Annotated in this window: 16 protein-coding genes; 2 read left to right on the top strand and 14 right to left on the bottom strand. The window is 64.1% G+C overall.

The genetic code is table 11. From position 1 onward, the window contains the following. Positions 1–2: 2 nt before the first annotated feature. Both MO486_RS13030 and MO486_RS13025 read right to left on the bottom strand, forming a co-directional pair. Complete coding sequence (locus tag MO486_RS13030) at positions 3–1109, bottom strand: redoxin domain-containing protein (RefSeq protein WP_242908463.1); 1107 nt, start codon at positions 1107–1109, stop codon at positions 3–5. A gap of 10 nt (positions 1110–1119) precedes the next feature. After that, positions 1120–1599 carry a cupin domain-containing protein gene (locus MO486_RS13025; RefSeq protein WP_242908461.1) on the bottom strand — a complete coding sequence of 160 codons (480 nt, stop codon included), beginning with the start codon at positions 1597–1599 and terminating at the stop codon, positions 1120–1122. 154 nt (positions 1600–1753) lie between these two features. Between MO486_RS13025 and MO486_RS13020 the strand changes: the two genes are divergently transcribed. Then, positions 1754–3151 (top strand): PLP-dependent aminotransferase family protein, encoded by a 1398-nt coding sequence (locus MO486_RS13020; RefSeq protein WP_242908459.1) that lies wholly within the window; start codon positions 1754–1756, stop codon positions 3149–3151. 176 nt (positions 3152–3327) lie between these two features. On the opposite strand, the gene MO486_RS13015 is transcribed toward MO486_RS13020, so the two are convergent. Continuing rightward, on the bottom strand, positions 3328–4590 hold the full coding sequence (locus tag MO486_RS13015) for a phospholipase D-like domain-containing protein (protein ID WP_242908968.1): 1263 nt from the start codon (positions 4588–4590) through the stop codon (positions 3328–3330). A 191-nt stretch (positions 4591–4781) separates the two neighbouring features. Beyond that, positions 4782–5624 carry a helix-turn-helix transcriptional regulator gene (locus MO486_RS13010; protein ID WP_242908457.1) on the bottom strand — a complete coding sequence of 281 codons (843 nt, stop codon included), beginning with the start codon at positions 5622–5624 and terminating at the stop codon, positions 4782–4784. A 143-nt stretch (positions 5625–5767) separates the two neighbouring features. On the opposite strand from MO486_RS13010, the gene MO486_RS13005 reads away from it, so the two are divergent. Then, the gene (locus MO486_RS13005) at positions 5768–6751 is read left to right on the top strand and encodes an alpha/beta hydrolase (RefSeq protein ID WP_242908455.1); all 984 of its coding nucleotides are present in this window, start codon (positions 5768–5770) and stop codon (positions 6749–6751) included. 150 nt (positions 6752–6901) lie between these two features. Here the strand turns inward: MO486_RS13005 and MO486_RS13000 are convergent, their stop codons facing one another. The 10 genes from MO486_RS13000 to MO486_RS12955 all read right to left on the bottom strand — a co-directional run bounded on the left by MO486_RS13000 (position 6902) and on the right by MO486_RS12955 (position 20290). Next, positions 6902–9559, bottom strand: a complete 2658-nt coding sequence (locus tag MO486_RS13000; RefSeq protein ID WP_242908453.1) for a M1 family metallopeptidase — start codon at positions 9557–9559, stop codon at positions 6902–6904. Between the two features lie 182 nt (positions 9560–9741). After that, positions 9742–11034, bottom strand: a complete 1293-nt coding sequence (locus MO486_RS12995) for an adenylosuccinate synthase (RefSeq protein ID WP_242908451.1) — start codon at positions 11032–11034, stop codon at positions 9742–9744. A 178-nt stretch (positions 11035–11212) separates the two neighbouring features. Continuing rightward, the gene (locus MO486_RS12990) at positions 11213–11401 is read right to left on the bottom strand and encodes a DUF2065 family protein (RefSeq protein ID WP_242908449.1); all 189 of its coding nucleotides are present in this window, start codon (positions 11399–11401) and stop codon (positions 11213–11215) included. Then, positions 11398–12261: a protease modulator HflC gene (gene hflC, locus MO486_RS12985; RefSeq protein ID WP_242908447.1), complete on the bottom strand. Its 864-nt coding sequence runs from the start codon at positions 12259–12261 to the stop codon at positions 11398–11400. Before hflC ends, MO486_RS12990 begins: the two co-directional genes overlap by 4 nt. Beyond that, positions 12258–13355: an FtsH protease activity modulator HflK gene (gene hflK / locus MO486_RS12980; protein WP_242908445.1), complete on the bottom strand. Its 1098-nt coding sequence runs from the start codon at positions 13353–13355 to the stop codon at positions 12258–12260. Before hflK ends, hflC begins: the two co-directional genes overlap by 4 nt. A 64-nt stretch (positions 13356–13419) precedes the next feature. Next, positions 13420–14736, bottom strand: coding sequence for a ribosome rescue GTPase HflX (hflX, locus tag MO486_RS12975; protein WP_242908443.1), 1317 nt, complete (start codon positions 14734–14736; stop codon positions 13420–13422). Between the two features lie 84 nt (positions 14737–14820). After that, positions 14821–15105 carry an RNA chaperone Hfq gene (gene hfq, locus MO486_RS12970; RefSeq protein ID WP_242908441.1) on the bottom strand — a complete coding sequence of 95 codons (285 nt, stop codon included), beginning with the start codon at positions 15103–15105 and terminating at the stop codon, positions 14821–14823. A 121-nt stretch (positions 15106–15226) separates the two neighbouring features. After that, positions 15227–16183 carry a tRNA (adenosine(37)-N6)-dimethylallyltransferase MiaA gene (gene miaA, locus MO486_RS12965; protein ID WP_242908439.1) on the bottom strand — a complete coding sequence of 319 codons (957 nt, stop codon included), beginning with the start codon at positions 16181–16183 and terminating at the stop codon, positions 15227–15229. 63 nt (positions 16184–16246) lie between these two features. Beyond that, complete coding sequence (gene putP, locus MO486_RS12960; protein WP_242908437.1) at positions 16247–17740, bottom strand: sodium/proline symporter PutP; 1494 nt, start codon at positions 17738–17740, stop codon at positions 16247–16249. A gap of 120 nt (positions 17741–17860) precedes the next feature. Continuing rightward, positions 17861–20290, bottom strand: a complete 2430-nt coding sequence (locus tag MO486_RS12955) for a TonB-dependent receptor (RefSeq protein ID WP_242908435.1) — start codon at positions 20288–20290, stop codon at positions 17861–17863. Between the last annotated feature and the right edge of the window lie 24 nt (positions 20291–20314).

Raw genomic sequence — 20314 nt, 5'->3', positions numbered from 1 at the left:
TATCAACGATGGCCACGCGCACGTGTTGCGCGGGCGGACTGCTGCAGGTGGCCGCCCTTGAGTTCGTCCACATCGACCTGCCCCACGATCCTCCCGCCCGCATCCACCACGATCACCGCCGGCACGCGATGGATACCGAAGCGACGGAACAGCGCACCTTCGCGATCCAGCGTCAGCGGCACGGGAATGCCGTGCTCGTTGCGGTAGTTGTGCAGGTCCTGTTCCGACGCCCACAGGCCCGACGCGATGCCCACCCATCGGACGCTGCGGTCACGGCCGAGCGCGACCAGTTGCTCGCGCAATGAGCGGCATCGCTTGGAGGAGCGTGGGCGCGTCTTCTCGAAATAGCCCTCGCACCAGGGCGACAGAAACGCCAGTACGGTCTCGCGCTTTCCAGCAGGATCCTTGAGCGCGATCTCGTAGCCTTCCAGGGTTTTCACTGTCAGCGATGGCACGACATCACCGATGCGTGCAGTAACCGGTGCGGCTTGCTGCCCAGACGAAGGTGGCGACATCGCAGCCGTCCTGGAATCGGACGCGGACGATTGGCGCGCACTGGCCAGCGCCGCGTCCAGCCGGGCATCGGCCAGATGACCTACGTATTGAATTCGACCCTCTTTGCCGATGACCACATGCTGCGGTGTCACGCGCAGGCCGAACAGCTCGCCCAGGCGTCCGTCGTCGTCGCGCACGATCGGCATGGTCAGTCCGTGCTCGCGGCGATATGCCTCGATCTGCGCCAGCGTGTCGTCGAAGCCGATATTGATGGCGACGACTTCCAGATCATCACCCGCGGTGCGCTTCACTTTTTCGAAATGCGGCATCTGGTCGCGGCACGGCACGCACCAGGTCGCCCAGAACTTCAGGTACACGGCCTTGCGTCCGCGCAATGCAGCCAGATCAATCGTCTTGCCATCGATGGTTGCGAGCCTGGGCGTCGGCGCCACGCGGCCAACCAGGCGCGTGCCGGCTTGCTTGGCGTAGTCCTGGCCGGTTTCGGCGCGCGCGGTCGGTGCACCGTGCGACAACAACATCACGGCCGACACGCCGGCGGCCGCCAATCGCCGTGCCCACGCATGGCGGTGTAAAGAAGAAAGAATGGCGGACATCCGAAATTCCTCAATCTACGAGGTCGAGCAGCGGCAGGCCGTGCTGCTGGCAGTAGTCGTGATAAGCCTTGAGTTGCGTCTGCGCAGACGCGCGCGCCTTCACTACCTGGCCGGGGCCGAGGAACTCCACCGTGCCCATCACCACTACCAGCACGGTCATCGGTTCATCGCCGACCACCTTCCACCAATCGATGTTGCCCGGCGGCTCGTACGCGTAATCGCCCGGGCCGAGGACTTCACCCGTGCACAACTGGCGCTGGCCGCTGAGGTTGTACGCATGGATCTCGCCGGTGTGGCGATGCAGCGGCATCACCGCGTCTGGCGCCATGCGCAGCAGTTCGACGAAGCCGCGGCCGTCGGCGAAGAAACGCAGCGGCTTCCACGATTTTTCCGGCGAGTCGGGAATCCACGGCAGGTCGGCGCTGCTGCAGATGCGCGCCGGCAGATATTCGATGAGCGATTTCGGTTGGGGCAGCAATGGGCTGGTCATGGCGCAGGCTCCGCGGGTGGCAGCGGGTCTTGGCGGCCCGTGGTGGATACCGTACGCTTTGACTGGTTCTCAAGATGCGCCAGTTTCTATGATTTCGATGGAACCAGTTTTTGAGTTTTCGATCGACTTTGCGAGTGTTGGTCCTAACGGCCGGATGCATCGGCTGCATGAGCAATTGCGCGCCGCCATCCTCGACCAGCGCCTGCTGCCCGGCGCAGAACTGCCTTCGACCCGCCGCGTCGCTACGGCTTACGGCATCGCCCGCAATACCGTCATCGCCGCCTACGATTTGTTGGTAGCCGAGGGCTACGTCGTAACGCGCGCCGGCGCGAAGGCCGTGGTGGCGGACCTCGGTGCGAGGCCGGCGGCACGTCGCCGCGCACGCCTGGAGGACGATCGACTCAATCCGCAGTGGCGGCTGCCGGCGTGGACGACGACAAGTCATGCGACGGACGCGTGGACGCCCGGATTTCGGCTCGGCACGCCCGAGCATCGTCACTTCCCCTTCGATATCTGGCGTCGACTACTGGCGCGCGCCTTCAACTCCCGCCACCCCGCCTCGTTCGGCTATCAGGATCCACACGGCCGTCCGCGGCTGCGCGCGGCAATCGCCCAGCACGTGTCATTTGCACGCGCCGTCGCCTGCAGCGCCGACGATGTAGTCGTCACGTCCGGCGCGCAGCAGGCCTTCGATCTGTTGGCGCGCGTGCTGGTGACGCCCGGCCGTACCAAGGTCGCGATCGAAGACCCGGGCTATCCGCCACTGCGCACCGCGATGGCTGCGGCGGGTGCGCAGTTGGTGCCCGTTCCGGTGGATGACGAAGGGCTGCGCGTGGATCAGCTGCCTAACGACGTGCGCATTGTCTATGTCACGCCGTCCCACCAGTTTCCGACGGGGGTGGCGATGTCGATGCCGCGACGCACGGCATTGCTGGCGTTCGCACGCAGGCACGGCGCGGTCATCATCGAGGACGACTACGACGGCGAATTCCGCTACGGCAACCGTCCACTCGACGCCCTGCAGACGCTCGATCGCGACGCGAGCGTGCTCTACGTCGGCACCTTTTCCAAGAGCCTGTTCCCCTCGCTGCGCGTAGGCTACGTCGCAGCTCCGGCGTGGGCGCGCGAGGCGCTGGCGGCAGTGAAGGAATGCGCCGATACCACCGGCAACGTGCAGGTGCAGGACGCACTTGCCCACTTCATCCTCGACGGCCACCTCGCGCGCCACGTGCGCAAGATGCGCAAGGTGTATGCGGAACGTCGCCAGGCGATGCTCGACGGTCTTGCGCAGGAGCTGCATCCCTGGTTGCAGCCGATTCCATCCGAAGCTGGCATCCATCTATCCACTAGCTATCGGGACGCAGGAGATGTCGAAGCCACTAGATGGATCATGTCGAAGGTTCGACAGCATGCGTCTGGCGCGCAATCCATCAGCGACTTCGCGATGAATAACACTCACGACATGGGCATCGTCTTCGGCATTGGATGCATCGAAGCGGACGCCGTTCGCGACGCTTTGCGAAGGCTGGCGGTCTCACTCAAGCGTCGGTAGCGAATGTATTGGAACAAGCGGTCGAGGAGCCAGCGCATGGTCAACGAACCTTGCCGGAACATTGATGGATGACTTGGATGCCTACAGGGCATTGGGGATCGATCTGGAGCCGCTATTGCCCAGCGATGTGCTGACCTGGCATCGCGGCTGTGATGCATAACCGATTGATGCGGTAACTACAGCTGGGATTTCAGCGGATAGATGAACTTCTCTGCCATTTTCTGCTGCCAGGGACGCTGCCGCCAGAGTTCGTAGGAATATGGCTTGCTTTGCTTCAGGTCGGTTTCGAATACCTCGGTCATCGCCTGGGCGAAGTCGTGGTCGTAGATGTTGAGGTTGGCTTCGTCGTTGAGTCGGAATGAGCGTGGATCGAAATTGGTCGAGCCTACCGATACGAGCTCGTGATCGACGATCAGCAGCTTGGTGTGCAGCATCGTCGGTTGGTACTCGTGGATCTCCACGCCGGCGAGCAGCAACGGGCCCCACTCGGCCTTCGACGCCAGACGCCCGGTATCGGAATCAGTGTGCGGTCCCGGCAGCAGGATACGGATGCGGACACCACGGTGGCGCGCCGCCACCAGGGCCTTGATCGCCAGCTCGTCGGGTACGAAATACGACATCGCCAGGTCGATCGATTGCGAGGCGGCCGCGATCGTCATCAGGTACATCAGGTGCATGCTCTCGCTTCCGCCCGACGGCGAAGCGATGAACATTTGTGCGTCCGCGTTGCCGACTGCTTCCAGTGGAGGAAAGTAGTCGGCGCCGTTCAGTATTTCGCCTGTCGTCTTGATCCAGTTGTCGTTGAACGCCGACTGCATGTGCGCGACCGCCGGACCTTCCAACCGGAAGTGCGTTTCGCGCCAGTGGTCGGGATCCTGCGCGTGCCCCAGCCACGGATCTGCGATGCCGACGCCCCCGGTGAAGCCGACGCGGCCATCCACTACCAGCAACTTGCGATGAGTGCGGTGATTGAGCCGGCTCAGGTTGTACCAGTGCAATGGACGGTAGCGGTGGATGCGAACGCCGGCTTTCCCCATGCGATCCAGCAGTGCCTCGTCCATCTTGACGCTACCGACCCAGTCGATGATCACGTTGACCGCAACGCCCGTCTGTGCACGTTCGCTCAGCGCCTGCGCGAACGCTTCACCAACCTGGCCAGACCAGTAGACATAGGTTTCGAACGTGATAGTACGGCGCGCCGAGCGGATGGCCCCGAGCATTGCCGGGAAAATCTCGTCGCCGTTCTGGAGCGCCGTCACGCGGTTCCCATGAACGATGGAGGGACCCAGCAGCACACCCATCTCGCGACGGTACTGTGCGTCGGCGATCGCATAACGATGCTCGATCTTGCGCTCGATCTTCTTTTCCGGGCCGACGAAGTTCAAGGCGAGGACCACCGCGAGCGCCGTCAGCAACGCGGTACAGACGATCCAGAGCAGGCGTTTTCGGTTCCAGTTCGGCATGACGGTACTTGCGGGCATCCATCCCTTCTTGGAACAGGAGATGCAAAAGTCACGAAATCTTCATCAGCCGACTGGCTGCCACTTCAGCGGCGGTGCATCGTTATCGCGATTGGCGTGAGAGGAGTATGAAATCGGACTGGCGGGCCCGTGGCGTCCGTCCACCGGTTTCAACCTGCTTGCATGTCGTCGCGAGCAAGCGCTCGGCAAAGTTCCGTGGTCGCATCGTCCACCGGGAAGCAGCATTCGATGTGCAGTTCGTCGATGGTGACGTCGCGCGGCGTGCCGAAGGTGGTGATGGTCGAGAAGAAACGCAGCTCGTGGTGGTCACGGCGCAGCACCGTCGTCAGCAACGGTGAAGGCGCGGTGCCCAGCTCGCGCGTGCGCCAGCGCGTCGGTACGCCTGGATACGCCAGCACTTCGTCCAACAAGGCGCGCGCGGCGGCATCCGTGGGCGCGGCCGCGACTTCGTCGTGCAGGTGGCGGATCAGGTCGCCGGCGACCTCATCCCAGTTCGCGACGGCCGGACGCAGGTCATCGGGATCGAAGATTTGCCGGATCATGTTCTTGTGCGCGCTGGCGCGGCCGCGCATCACGAAGCCGTTGACCCGTAGTGCAGCAGGGTTGGCCATCAGAATGTCCCAGCGCCGGTTGAGGACGAACGCCGGGTACGGTTCCTGCTGCGCGAGGATGAACTCGATCGCGCGGCGGACCTGCGCCATTTCGGGCGTGGCCAGCGCCGTTTCCGGGTACTTGGGAGCGTAGCCCGCGGCCATGAGCAACGCGTTGCGTTCGCGCAGCGGCATCTCGAGCGCGTCGGCGAGCCGCGCGATCGTGTCGCGGCTGGGTTGCGCCTTCCCGGTTTCGACACAGCTGAGATGGCGCGTGGACAAGCCCGCATCGAGCGCAAGATCAAGCTGGCTCAGGCGCCGGGCTGCGCGCCACTCGCGTAACAGCACGCCGACGTGGGCAGGCGTTGATGGCGATGACGAATGCGAGGCGATGGTGTCCATCGTCGTCATTTTACGGTTCCGTCCACAGGCAAAACCATGACCTGACAGGTCATGCATCCATGATCTCCCAGGTCATTGATTGAATGTTGCTGCCAGCGAATCATCGTCACCCATCGAACGGCAGTAATCACTCAGGAGATGACATGAATCGCAGGAGTTTCATTGGAATGGCTGGCGGTGCACTTGCGGCAGGCGTACTCACCGGATGCATGCCTCGCGTGGCCGGCGGCATCACCTCGGCCATGGCGGGTGGAACGATGGATGCCGCGGCTTTCCACGCCGCACGACGTTTCGCCAGGACCTCCTTCGGCAACATCGCATACATCGACCGTGGCGCTGGCGATGTCGCACTGTTCCTGCATGGCTTTCCGCTCAACAGCTTCCAGTGGCGGGGCGCGATCGATCGCCTGTCGCCCTATCGTCGCTGCATCGCGCCCGATTTCCTGGCGATGGGCTACACGGAAGTCGCCGAGGGACAGAGCGTCGCACCCGATGCGCAGGTTGCGATGCTAGTGGCGTTGCTGGACACGCTTTCGATCCCGACCGTCGACCTCATTGCGAACGATAGCGGCGGCCAGGTCGCCCAGCTCTTCGTGGTGCGGCACCCAGAGCGCGTCCGCACGCTGCTGCTGACGAACTGCGACGCCGAGACCGACAGCCCACCGCCGGCGATGCTGCCTGTCATCGCGCTGTCGAAGGAAGGGAAGTTCGTGGACCAATGGCTCGCGCCATGGCGTGCCGACAAGGCCCTCGCGCGTTCCGCGGAAGGCATCGGCGGGATGTGCTTCGCCGATCCGTTGCATCCGACCGACGAGGCCATCGAAACCTATTTCTCACCGCTGCTGAGTTCGCCGCGACGGAAGGCGCTGGCACATGCGTACGCCATCGCGCTCGAGCACAACCCGCTGGCCGGCATCGAGGCGGCACTCAAGCGCTGCCCTGTGCCGACGCGGATCGTGTGGGGCATGGGCGACACGATCTTCTCGCCGGCGAGTCCGGACTACCTCGACCGCAGCTTCGGCAACTCGCGCGGCGTGCGGCGACTGGAAGGCAGCAAGCTGTTCTGGCCGGAAGAACGCCCGGACGTGATCGCCGAAGAGGCACGCCGGTTGTGGGGCGCTGCTTAGAGCCCCGCAATGCGAGACCTTTCCCCTCGCCCCCGCAGCGGGGAGAGGGACAGCTTCGCGCAGCGAAGCAGGGTGAGGGGTACGCGAAAAGCGGTACCCCTCATCCGCCCTTCGGGCACCTTCTCCCCGCTGATGCGGGGAGAAGGAAGATCAACCGCCGTTCTTGTCCAGCCACGCACTGATCGCCGGAAGTCGTTCGTTGCGCACCTTGATGCGGTACTGCACGTTGGCGATGGCCGTTTCAGCCGGACGACGCGATCCTGCGGCGATGTGCGCATCCGCATAGGCCTTGATCTTGCCGACCATCGCCGGTTCAAGCGAGTTGCTGCCCAGGCCCGGGTAATAGCGGCTGAGGGAACTCGTATCGACCTTCTTGTCCACCTGCGCGCGGTGCGCGACGGCGAAATCGAAGGCGAGTTCGGGGTGCTGCCCCGCCACCGTGCTGATCATCGACGCACTGTTGGTCGCACCCGGCTCGTCGGTGAGCGCGAGTTCGAGAGCACGCTGCGCCAGCGCCTTGTCCTTCGCGATCGACAGCAGCGAATACAACATGTCCTTGACCAGTTGCGTCTTCTCCGCGACCGCATCGGCGTGCAGTTGGTCCCACGTTGCCTTGTCGGCATTGAGCGCGACCACACCAAGGATGGTGCGACGCAGGTCGGCCGGCATCGCCGTCGGATCGGTGGCTTGCGCGGCATAGCGGCGGCGCGCTTCCGCGATGACCTCCGCGTCGCCAAGCGAGCCCAGCGTACCGATCAGGTCGCTGCGCAGGATCGCGACCGGATCGGCCTCGCCCGGTTTTGCGGTCCAGCCGATCTTCGCGAACACCGGCGCCAGTCGCGCGATGGCGAATTTGCGGAATTTCGCCCGCCGCGCCGCGTCACCCGCGTAGTACGCATCGAGACTGGAGAACGCGCCGGCGATGTCGCCCCAGATCTGCGGATCGGCGTCGATGGGCGTAGCGGAAGCGAGATCGAGGTAATCCGACGCAGGCTGCTGGCCGGTCATGCCGAGCGCCCACGCATCGTTCAATATGCCGAGCTGGTCGATCGACGACAGCTTCGCAAAACCGTTGCGGACCTCCGCGAACTGCGCCGGCGCATACAGCGTCCGGTAGTAACCGGTCTGCCCGGCATTGACGACGACCGGGCCGCAGCCCGGCACTTCCAGCGTGCCGCTGCCACCGTCCACGAGCGTGCGCGCATCGGTGTTGCTGCCGACCACGGACGCGATCACGGGCACGCGCCACGACAGCGATTTCTTTTCCGGCCGGTCCTTGGTGAACTCGCCTTGCGTCAGTGCCAGTGCGGTCTTGCCGTCGACGCATCCGGACGCTGCGACGCGGATCAGCGGCACGCCCTGCTGCAGCGTAAAGTCGTGGGCGATGTCGAGCACCGGCTTGCCGGCAGCGGCCTGAATCTCGCGCCACAGATCGTCCGACACCGTGTTGCTGTAAGCGTGCTTCTTCATGTAGCTGCGCACGCCATCGCGCCACGCATCCGCGCCGACATAGCCCTCCAGCATGCGGATCACCGCCGAACCTTTCTGGTAGGTGATGGCATCGAAGGCCTGGCTGACCTGTTCCACCGTCTGCACGCGCTGCACCACGGGGTGCGTGGTCGCGACGGCATCCAGGCTCATCGCGAAATCACGGGCCCCCACCGCCGACAGCCCGGTGTTCCACTCCGGGTGCATCTTCTCGGTGGTGCGGCCCGCCATCCACGTGGCGAAGCCTTCGTTGAGCCAGAGATCGTCCCACCACTGCATCGTCACCAGGTTGCCGAACCACTGGTGGGCGATCTCGTGCGCGGCGACGCCGAACACGCGCTGCTTGTCCGACGGCGTGGAGATCGTGGGGTTCATCAGCAGCGTGTGTTCGAAGGTGAGGATCGCGCCCCAGTTCTCCATCGCGCTGAAGAACTGGCTGCCGCCCGGCGAGGCGATGTTGTCCAGCTTGGGCAGCGGGTAATCCACGCCGAAGTAATCGTTGTAATCGCGCAGCACATCCACGGACGAATCCAGCGCGAAGCGGGCCTGGTCGACCAGTCCCTTCTGCGTGGCGACACCGACCTCGATGTCGCCCATCTTCGCCGTGGCGCGATCGAAATCGCCCGCGCTGAAGAACAGCAGGTAGGTCGACATCTTCGGCGACGCCGCGAAGCGGACGCGCTTGCTGCCATTGCCCAGATCCGAGGTGTCCGCCACCGGCATGTTGCTGATCGCCATCTGCGCACTCGGCACGGTGGCTTCGAGGGTGAAGGTGGCCTTGTACGCGGGCTCGTCCCACGAGGGGATGAAGCGACGTGCATCCGGGGCTTCGAACTGCGTGAACAACGCGCGCTGCTTGCCGGCCTTGGTGTCGTAGTCGATCGCGAACAACCCGTTGGCCTGTGTGCTGATCTTGCCGGTGTAGTCCATGGACAGTTTGTAGCTGCCCACCGGCACTGGTTGTGCGAAGGTGAAGGTCGCCGTCTGCGCCGCGGCATCGACGCTGACCTGGGGCGCGGCGGCATACGTCGCGTTGCCGCTGGCAGGCGTCAGTTGCACCGAGGCGAACTTCATGTCGACCGCGTTGAGGACGATGCGTGTCGTGGGCTTCAACACGTCGACCGCAATCGTCACCTTGCCATCGAAACTGAGCGTCTCCGCATGCGGCACGAACGCCACGTCGTAATGCGTCGGCCGCACGTTGCGCGGCAATTGCGTGGTGGCCTGCACGGCGGCGGTTGCGGCCGGCGACTGCGCCACGGCGGTGATGGACAGGCCGGCAAGCGCCAGCGCGATCGCGGAAACCAGGGAACGACGCATGACATTTCCTCGGAAAACATGGCCCACCAGGGCCGACCGTCGGATAGTGGCGGCTCGCGGGCTGGCGACCCACCCCCGGAAGTCATGTAAACCAAAGTGCTCCGTCGACTTTCCATCCAGTACATGAAAGTGAAGAGGCCCCGCGTTGCGGGGCCTCTTGTGTTCATCGCTTGCCAGTGCGCCTAGGCGAAGGGGTCGTGCAACACAATGTTCGCGTCGCGGTCCGGGCCGGTGGAAACGATCGCCAGTGGGCAGCCGACGAGTTCTTCCAGTGCGCGCAGGTAGGCGCGTGCGGCGGCGGGGAGCTTGTCCCATTCGGTGATGCCGGCGGTGGTTTCTTCCCAGCCGGGGAACTCCAGGTACACCGGCTCGCATTCCTCCCAGCCGGCCGCGTCGAGCGGCGCGTATTCGGTGCGCTTGCCACGGTACTGGTAGGCGATGCACATCTTCAGCGTCGGCATGCCGTCGAGGATGTCGAGCTTGGTGATGCACAGGCCGGTGATGCCGTTGATCGCGACAGCGCGCTTCAACGCAACGATGTCGATCCAGCCGCAGCGGCGCGGGCGGCCGGTGGTGGCGCCGAATTCGGAACCACGCTGGCGGATGCCCTCGCCGACTTCGTCATTGAGTTCGGTCGGGAACGGACCGCCGCCGACGCGCGTGGCGTAGGCCTTGGCGATGCCGAGCACGTAGTCGATCGCATCCGCGCCGACACCGGTGCCGGCGAGTGCGCCGCCGACCGTAGTGTTGCTCGAGGTGACATACGGATACGTGCCGTGGTCGATATCGAGCAGCGAACCCTGCGCGCCTTCGAACAGCACGCGCTTACCCTGCTTGCGCAGGTCGTGAAGGATGCCGGCGACATCGCTGACCATCGGCTTGACGTAGGCGCCGAATTCGAGCGCTTCGTCGAGCGTCTGCTGGAAGTCGACGGCGTCGACGCCGAGGTATTTGGTCAGGACGAAGTTGTGGTAATCGAGCACCTCGCGCAGCTTCTCGGCCAACTCGGCCGGGTACTGCAGGTCGGCGACGCGCACGCCGCGGCGCGCGACCTTGTCTTCATACGCCGGGCCGATGCCGCGGCCGGTGGTGCCGATGGCCTTGCCGCCGGCGGCCTTCTCGCGGGCCTGATCCAGGGCGATGTGGTACGGCATGATCAGCGGCGTGGCCGGGCTGATCTTGAGGCGCGAACGCACGTCGACGCCGGTGGCTTCGAGTTCGGCGATCTCTTTCTTCAGTGCGGCGGGCGACAGCACCACGCCATTGCCGATCAGGCACAGCGCGTCGTCGCGCAGGATGCCGGACGGGATCAGGTGCAGCACGGTCTTCTTGCCGCCGATCACCAGCGTATGGCCGGCGTTGTGGCCGCCCTGGAAACGCACGACCGCACCGATTTCCTCGGTCAGCAGATCGACGATCTTGCCCTTGCCTTCATCGCCCCACTGGGCACCGAGAACGACGACTGACTGACCCATGGTGTATCACTCCAACAGCTTCTTGTAGGAGCGGCTTTAGCCGCGACCGTGTCACGCCATGTCGCGGCTAAAGCCGCTCCTACAGGGCAGACACGGAAAAAGCCGGCGGGTTGCTCAAGAGCTGCCCGTCCGGCTTTTATGCATTATCCGGGTTTTGCCCCATCGGGGCCACCCTGACCTACAGGTTGCGCACGAAATGCAGCGACAGCAGGCCCAGGATCACCACCGCACCACCGACCGCGCGTAGATGCCGGTCCGGCAGCCCCTGCAGCTGCTCCGCGGCGCGCTTCCAGCCACCGGGGGCGGCGAACAGGAGCAGCCCCTCCAGCACTGCCACCAGGCAGAGCGCGGCCCACAAATCGCTCATCGGTCGTTACGCAGGTACTGCAGGAACGGGTCGTTGCGCTCGAGGACGATCACCGCGTTGCCGTCGGAGAACGACCTGCGATAGGCCTCCAGGCTGCGGTGGAAGGCATAGAAACTCGGGTCGCGACCATAGGCCTGGGCGTAGATGCGCGCGGCTTCGGCGTCGCCTTCGCCGCGCAGTTTCTGCGCGTCGCGCTCGGCCTCGGCCACGATGACGGCCTGCTCGCGCTCGGCTTGGGCACGGATGGTCTGTGCCTGCTCCACGCCCTCGGCCCGCAATTTGCTCGCGACCTGTTGACGTTGCGAACGCATCTGGTTGTACACCGAGTCCAGAACATTACTGTCTTGTGGCACATCAATCCGCTTGATGCGGACATCCACGATTTTCACACCCAAAGTCGCTGCACCGCGGTTGATCGTTTCCAGCTGATCGCGGACTACCTGAGAACGATCACCAGCGACGACTTGCTGCAAGGTGCGCGAGTTGATCTCGTTGCGCAACGCGCTCTTGATGATCGGTGCCAATCGAGATACGGCCGTGGTCTCGTCACCGCCGGTGGCGCGGTAGTAGGCCCGGATGTTATCGATCCTGCCGACAGCGAAGAAGTCGACGCTGATGTCCTGTTTATCGGTGGTCATCGAGCGCTCAGGCTCGGCATCGAGTACATGCAGGCGACGGTCGAACACGCGTGCGGATTCTATCAATGGCCATTTGAAGTGCAGGCCGGGACCAACATCAGTGCGCACGACCTTACCCAGATTGAGCACGATCGCCGACTGGCCCTCGCCGACTGTATAGATCGAACCCAGAAAGGCGAGCAGGCCAACGGCGACAGCCATCATCCACGGAGAAAATTTCATCGTGTCCCCTCTTCACGACCGCTCGGGCGCGGACTGCGCTCCGGACGGACATCGTTGTTCGTAGCATTGACAGCCGGTGAAATCAGTTCAGGCGACAGCAGTGGTGGCGTGGCCGGTGCAGGCGCGCGACCACCTTGCATCGGCACGTAGATCAGCTGGCGACCATCACCACCAACCACCTTCCGGTTCTCTGACAGTACCTGTTGTAGCGTCTCCAGCCACAGGCGCTTGCGCGTGACTTCCGGGGCTCCCTGGTATTGCTCCAGCAGAAGCGAGAAGCGCTGTGCGTCGCCGGTAGCGCGCGCGATCGACGTTGTCTTATAGCCCTCGGCTGATGTCCTGAGCTGCGCTGCTTCACCTCGTGCTTCGGGAACAATCTTGGCGGCGTAGGCTTCCGCCTGGTTGATTGCGGTTTTCCGATCCGCATCGGCGCGCTGTGCTTCGTCGAACGCGTCCTTGACCTGTTCTGGGACACGGGCATTCTGCAGAGTCAGACCCGACACGATCAGGCCAGTTCTATATACGTTCAACGATTGCTGGAGGCGCTGAGTGACTGCACCAGTCAACTCTCCGCGAGCATTGAGGACCGTGTCCAGTTTGGAGCGGCCGACAAGCTCACGGACAGTACTGAGTGCAGCCTGTTCCAACATTGCCTTGGCGTCACGCGTACCGAACAGATAGAGCTTCGGGTCATCCACGCGATACTGCACGTTGACCTCGACACTGACCATGTTCCCGTCGCTGGTCAGCACCGGCACGGTATCGTTGAAAGCCTGGCTCTGGGTCGCGTTGACCTTGATCACACGCTCGACCGGCCACGGCAACTTGAAGTGCGGGCCAGGCTGCATGACGCGCGCGAACTGGCCGAAGCGCAGCACCACGCCGCGTTGCTGCTCGGTGATCAGCACGAAGCAGTTGAACGCCAGCCACAGCGCCACCACGATGCCGACCCAGCGGCCGATGCCGCCACCGCCGCCGCCGAAGACGCCGCGCAACGGATCGAGCAGCTTGTCGAAGCCACCGCCACCGCCCTTGCGTTGCCAGGGATTGCGGCCATCCTTGCCGGATGAACCGCCGGGTATGTTCCAGGCCATGCCTGCTCCAAAGGTTGGATTGCGCAGGCCGACGGCCCGAAACGCAATGAATGCGCAGTCGATTCTAGGTGGGGGTGCCCATTGCCTCAAGCAAGAGCGGTTTCAACGGCTCACCATACGCATGCGCTACCAACCGCGCGGCGTCGGCTTCGGCCAGGTCCAGGTGCAGGATCCAGCCGTGTTCGTCATGGCGTTCCGAGCGCACTGCACCGAGTTCGTGCAGCCGCGCGCGCAGGCGGCCCGCGCCCGGCGGCAACTGCACTTCGCCGGCGATCCGGCGCAGGCCGAGGCGTGCGCCCAGCGCCTCGCGCAACAGGTCGAGGCCAAGGCGATCGCGCGCGGAGATCCAGACCCGCTCGCGCATGGTGTCAATGAGTTCGCCATCCGGAACATCCCGTCGCGGTGACGCGCCTTCCACGCGGTCGATCTTGTTGTAGACCAGCAATTGCGGGATGTCGCCGGCGCCGATTTCTTCCAGCACCGCATCGACCTGGGCGATGCGTTCGTCGCGCAACGGATCGGAAGCGTCGATCACATGCAACAGCAGATCGGCTTCGCGCGCCTCGGACAAGGTCGAACGGAAAGCGGCCACCAGTTCGTGCGGCAGGTCGCGCACGAAACCGACGGTATCGGCCAGGACCACGCCACCGCCCGACAGTGCGATCCGGCGCACAGTCGGATCGAGCGTCGCGAACAGCAGGTCAGCGGCGTAGGCGTCGGCACCGGTCAGCGCATTGAACAACGTCGACTTGCCGGCATTGGTATAGCCGACCAGCGCCACCCTCGGCAGTTCGCTGCGTACGCGCGCACGGCGCATCTGCGTGCGCTGGACTTCGACTTTTTCCAAGCGCTTCTGCAACTGTTCGACGCGTTTCTGCAGCAGGCGGCGGTCGGTTTCGAGCTGCGTTTCACCAGGGCCACGCAGGCCGATCGAACCACCGCGCTGGCGTTCCAGGTGGGTCCAGCCACGTACCAGACGCGTGGCCATGTGCTTGAGCTGCGCCAGTTCCACCTGCAGCTTGCCTTCGTGGCTGCGGGCGCGTTGCGCGAAGATGTCCAGGATCAGGCCGGTGCGATCGACCACGCGTCGCTGCAGCGCCTTCTCGAGGTTGCGCTCCTGCCCCGGGCTGAGCGGATGGTTGACCAGGATCAGGTCGGCGCCGGTGGCGTCGGCCGCGGCCTTCACTTCCTCGAGCTTGCCGCTGCCGATCAGCGTGGCCGGGTTCGGTCGGTCGATACGGGCGGTCAGCAGCGCCGCGACGCTGGCGCCGGCGGACTTGGCCAGATCAGCGAATTCCTCCACCGCACCTTCATCCGGTGGACCACCGGCGTGGGGTTGGATGAGCAAAGCGTTTTCGCCCTTGCGGGAACGTTCAAACAACGGCGTGGCTCGTGCGGCGGATGCCGGGCATTGTCATCCAGATGGTGCCGGCCCGGGCAAAACCCAAGCCGTCACCCGCGGCCGTCACTCGGTCTCGTCGCTGTCGGGCTGGCCTTCTTCGCCGTCCCCGGCGGACTGCACGTAACCGCCGCCCGGTCCCACGCGCACGTTGCGCGCCGGCACCACGGTCGAAATCGCGTGCTTGTAGACCATCTGGCTGACGGTATTGCGCAACAGGACCACGAACTGGTCGAAGGATTCGATCGTGCCCTGCAGCTTGATGCCGTTGACCAGGTAAATCGAGACCGGTACGCGCTCGCGGCGCAGCGCGTTCAGGAACGGGTCCTGTAAAGATTGCCCCTTGGACATTGGTGTATCCCCAATTTGGATGTTGTTTTGTTATTCCGGCCCAAAGCCGCATTGCCCGACCCGCACTCCCCGCGGCGGCAACCGCTCGATGTTACACAACCCCGGCAAGCTTGGGAGGTAGCTAGTCCCCGTTCACGAAGAGGGCCAATGCCGCCTCCAGCGCCGGCCGGTCGGCGGCAGGATCGAACCAGCGCGCATCGAGTTCTCCGCGCAGCCAGGTCAACTGGCGCTTGGCGAGCTGGCGCGTGGCGAAAATGGCGCGATCGCGGAACTCCCCGGCGGTGGCGGCGTTATCGAGGTGTTCCCAGGCCTGCCGGTAGCCGACGGCGCGCAACGCCGGTAGATCGAGCGGGCGGGCAACTGCGCGCAATTGCGGGAGCGCGCGCAGGCGCTGCATTTCATCGAGGAATCCCGCAGCCAGCATCGCATCGAAACGGCGGGCGATGCGCTCGTGCAACACACCACGGTCGTGCGGGGCCAGCACCAGCTTGAGCACGCGCAGAGGAAGGCGCGACTGCCGGCTTTCGCGTTGCCACTCGCTGATCGGGCGTCCGCTTGCTCGATAGACCTCCAGCGCACGCTGGATCCGCTGTGGATCGGTGACATGGATGCGCGCTGCGGCGACCGGATCGATCGCGGCCAATTCGGCATGCAGTGCGGGCCAGCCACGTTCCTTTGCTTCAGCGGTGATGACTGCACGCAGTTCGGGGTCGGCTTCCGGCATCGGCGACAGGCCATGCAGCAGCGCATGGAAATACAGACTGGTGCCACCGGCGAGGATCGGCAACTTGCCGCGCGCGACGATGGCGTCGACCGCGGCGCGTGCATCGTTGGCGAATTCGGCCGCCGAATACGTCTGCCACGGCTCGCGCAGATCGAGCAGGTGATGCGGCACGCGCGCACGTTCGCCCGCATCCGGCTTGGCTGCACCGATGTCGAGCCCGCGATACACCAGCGCCGAATCGACGCTGACGATCTCGCCACCCAAGCGTTCCGCCCACTCCAGCGCCAGCGCGGACTTGCCCGAGGCGGTCGGCCCCATGACGGCGATGGCAAGTGGGCGTTTGTCGGAGGTCATTGCGTAGGGCGGGTCTTGACCCGCGGTCGGACGTTCAGCGGCGGGTCGAGACCCGCCCTACGTTCAATATCCATTCTCTTGCAGCGCCGCCTGCACCTGCGCGTGCGTCGCCTGCATGTCCGCCGTTGGTACGCGATCGAGCAGGCTGGCGATCACGATCGCGATCGACGCAGCGAAGAAGCCCGGCACCATTTCATACAACGCGCTACCGGTCTGCTTCCACAGGATCACCGTCAACGCACCCACGATCATGCCGGCGAGCGCGCCATTGCGGGTCATGCGTTGCCAGAACAGCGAGATCAGCACCACCGGCCCGAACGCGGCGCCGAAGCCGGCCCATGCATACGACACCAGGCCGAGCACGCGGCTCTCCGGATCACGCGCGATCCAGATCGCCACCAGCGACACCGCCAGCACCATCGCGCGACCGAACCACACCAGTTCGCGCTGGCTCGCGTGCTTGCGCACGAAGCCCTTGTAGAAGTCCTCGGTCAGTGCGCTCGAACACACCAGCAACTGGCACGACAGCGTGCTCATGATCGCGGCGAGGATCGCCGACAGCAGTACGCCCGCTACCCACGGATTAAACAAGAGTGTTGATAGTGCGATGAACACGCGTTCCGGATTCTCGCGCACCATGCCGCCCTGCTCCGGATGCGCGGCGAAATACGCGATGCCGAAGAAACCAACGGCCATCGCGCCGAACAGGCAGAGCACCATCCAGGTCATCCCGATGCGGCGCGCCTTGGGAATCGTCTGCAGGTCATCCGCCGCCATGAACCGCGCGAGGATGTGCGGCTGGCCGAAGTAGCCCAACCCCCACGCCAGCAGCGAAACGATACCGACGAAGCCCAACGAACCGCCCTTGAACCAGTCGAGACGGACCGGATCGACCTGTTCGACCAGGGCCAGGCTCGGGCCAATGCCACCGTTGCTGATGACCACCACGATCGGCGTCAGCACCAGCGCGAAGATCATCAGCGACGCCTGCACGGTGTCGGTCCAGCTCACTGCGAGGAAGCCGCCGATCAACGTGTACAGGATCGTCGCCGCCGCGCCCCACCACAGCGCCTGTTCGTACGGCACGCCAAACACGCTTTCGAACAGGCGCGCGCCAGCGACAATGCCACTGGCGCAATACACGGCGAAGAACACCAGGATCACCAGCGCCGACAGGATGCGCAACAACTTGCTCTCGTCGGCGAAGCGATGGGTGAAGTAATCCGGCAGCGTGAGTGCGTTGCGGGTGCGCTCGGTGTAGACGCGCAGCGGCCCGGCAACGAATTTCCAATTGCACCACGCGCCGGCGATCAGTCCGAGTGCGATCCACGCTTCCGACATCCCACCGACGTACAACGCGCCGGGCAAACCGAGCAGCAACCAGCCGCTCATGTCCGATGCGCCGGCCGACAACGCCGTGACGTAACTGCCGAGCGAGCGTCCGCCGAGAATGTAGTCGTCGAAATTCTTGGTCGAACGCCATGCGGCGAAACCAATCCCCACCATCAAAAGCAGGTAGATGGCAAAGGTGACGATGAGCGGTGTACTGGCGGTCATGCACAGGATCCCAGGATGCTTTGGCCGCAAGCTTACCGTGAGGACACCATCGGCCAGCTTCGGTCACTTCCAAAAAGAAGGGCCGGGACGCGAACGTCCCGGCCCCGACTCACTATGTGATCAGAACTCGCGCGAGAACCGGACACCCAGCGTGCGTGGTGGCGTCGACACGATGTACGGCTGGTTGCCGCAGACCAGCGTGGCGCATTCCGCGAACTTGGTCAGCTCCGTCCGCTTGTCGAACGCATTCTTCAGGAAGAAGTCCAGCGTCCAGCTGCCACGACGCCAACCCGCCGACAGATCGACCAGCGTGTAGGCATCGAGGTCGCCGAGCAGGTTCCGCTGCGCCTCGCGCAAATCGCTCACGCGATCGCCCTGATGGAACACGGCACCCTGGAAGTAAGCCTCGTATTGGCCGATATCCCAGGTGTAGCGACCGGTCAGGTTGGCCTTGATCTTCGGCGTGATCGGCAACCGATCTCCCTCGAAGGCAACGTCGAAGGGCCGGGCAGGGTCATAGCAGCTTGGTACCGGCATGTTGTTCGCATCGGTCTGCTCGCAATAGTCCTTCATGAGCTTCGCGTCGTACCAGGCTATTCCGCCCGAAAGGTTGAAGTTGTAGGTTGCCGCCCAGTTCAGTTCCAGTTCCACACCGTCGATGCGCGCCTGCGCGGCGTTGCGGATTTCCGTAAGTCCGTTCTGGCCCAGGTAGGAGAATTGGAAGTCGTCCCAATCCTGACGGAAGATCGCGCCGTTGAACGTCAGGCGGTTGTTCGCCCATGACGTCTTCCAACCGAGCTCGTAGTTGGTCAGGAAGTCGGACGTATACGGTGCGAGCGTACCTCGGCGGTTGATGCCGCCAGGGCGGAAGCCTTCCGACCACGTCGCGTAGACCAGTTTCGTGTCGCTGATTTCATAGGTGAGGTTGACGCGCGCGATCGAGTCGCTTTCCTTCACCCTCTTGTCGAGGTTGACGCAAGGCGCGCCGTGGAACTGTTCTGGCGAGAAGCATGCGGCCACGCCAGTGGACCCGCTGTATCCATCGCCGAAACCGAAGAAGCCCTTCAGGCTGTTGTTCGCGCGGAAGTAGCGCGCACCGCCGGTAACGGTCAGCTTGTCGGTGATATCGAACGACAATTCGCCAAACACCGCTTCGTCGCGGTCCTGACGCGCTTGTGCGGTCAGCCAGATCGTATCTTCCCAGCCAGGAACGGAAATGGACGACGCCAGGCCATCGACCTTGTAACGCTGCAGGATGTCATGGTCCTGCTCCTGCCAGAACACGCCGCCGACAAAGCGCAGGCGATGCTCCTTGGGTGAGGCGATGCGCAGTTCGTGGCTCGTCTTGGAGTATTCGTCCCTGGCCTGGATGTATTGCGACGGATTGATGAAGTCGCCATTGTCGTCGTAGAAGTAAGTGCCGTACCCGAATAAGGTGTCGTACCAGAAACCGTAATCGCTGTAGTCGGCCTCGGAATCGACATCGCGCTTGAGATGCGCGAACGCGTAGGTGAGATCGAAGTTGCCGATCTTGCCCTCTACGGTCAGCGCCGCCTGCATCCAGCGGTCGTCGGACGACTCCGGATAACCGTGCGACACCTGCAGATCGCCAACGCTCGGGTCGTAACCGGTGCTGCCCGAAGCAGTTTGTTTCTGGCCCATCACCATCGGTGTAATCGACCAGTTGTCGTTGAGATCGATCTTCAAGGCCACGCGCGCACCGACGGCGTCGGCGGTGTTGTAGTCGTTTTCGGCCAATGTGCTGTTGTCGCCCACAATGCCCGAGGTTGGAAACGTGCGCGTGCGATACACGTTGTCGACATAGCCGGCGTCGTGTTTCTGCCAGCCCACCAGCCTGATCGCGGTGTGGTCGTTGATCGGCATGTTGACCATGCCTTCGGTGACATTGCCGATCCCGCCGCCATCCATCACGTTCAGCTCGGCGCTGACGCTGGCCGCGAACCCGGTGGGATCGGGCTTGTTGGTGATGATGCGCAATGTGCCGGCCTGCGAGCTGGCGCCATACAGCGTGCCTTGCGGCCCCGCGAGCGCTTCCACGCGGTTGATGTCGTACATGTGGACATCGAGCGAGCCGGTGATCGAAGTGATCGGCTGTTCGTCGAGATAGACGCCGACGCTCGGCTGCGAACCGGAATGGTTGCCATCGCCACCGCTCGCAACGCCGCGCATGTAGACCTGCAGGAAGCCGGGGCCGGAGAACACGCCGCCGCCCGCGGTACCGTACGACAGGCTCGGGATCAGCTTGGCGTAGTCGTCGAAGTCGGAGACGTTCTGCTGCTCCAGTTGCGCCTGCCCGAGCGCCTGGATGCTGATCGGCACCTTCTGCAGGTTTTCCTCGCGCTTCTGCGCGGTAACCACGATGGTGTCCAGCGTCGGAGCCGTCTGCTCCTGCGCTGGCGCCGTATCGGCGGGTTTGGCGTCCTGCGCGAACGACACTGAGCCGAACGCGAGGTAGATCGCCGCAGCCAGCGGTAGTCTCCGCAAAGCCAGCGGCCGGCAACGCGCCATGTCCTTCTTCAACTTGTGCATCTGTTCCCCTCCCATGGTGGATGT

It is taken from the genome of Lysobacter sp. CFH 32150 (assembly GCF_022758295.1).
Lineage (GTDB): Bacteria > Pseudomonadota > Gammaproteobacteria > Xanthomonadales > Xanthomonadaceae > CFH-32150.
The sequence above is the reverse complement of the archived record's forward strand: the minus strand, read 5'-3'. Positions and strand labels throughout refer to the sequence as shown.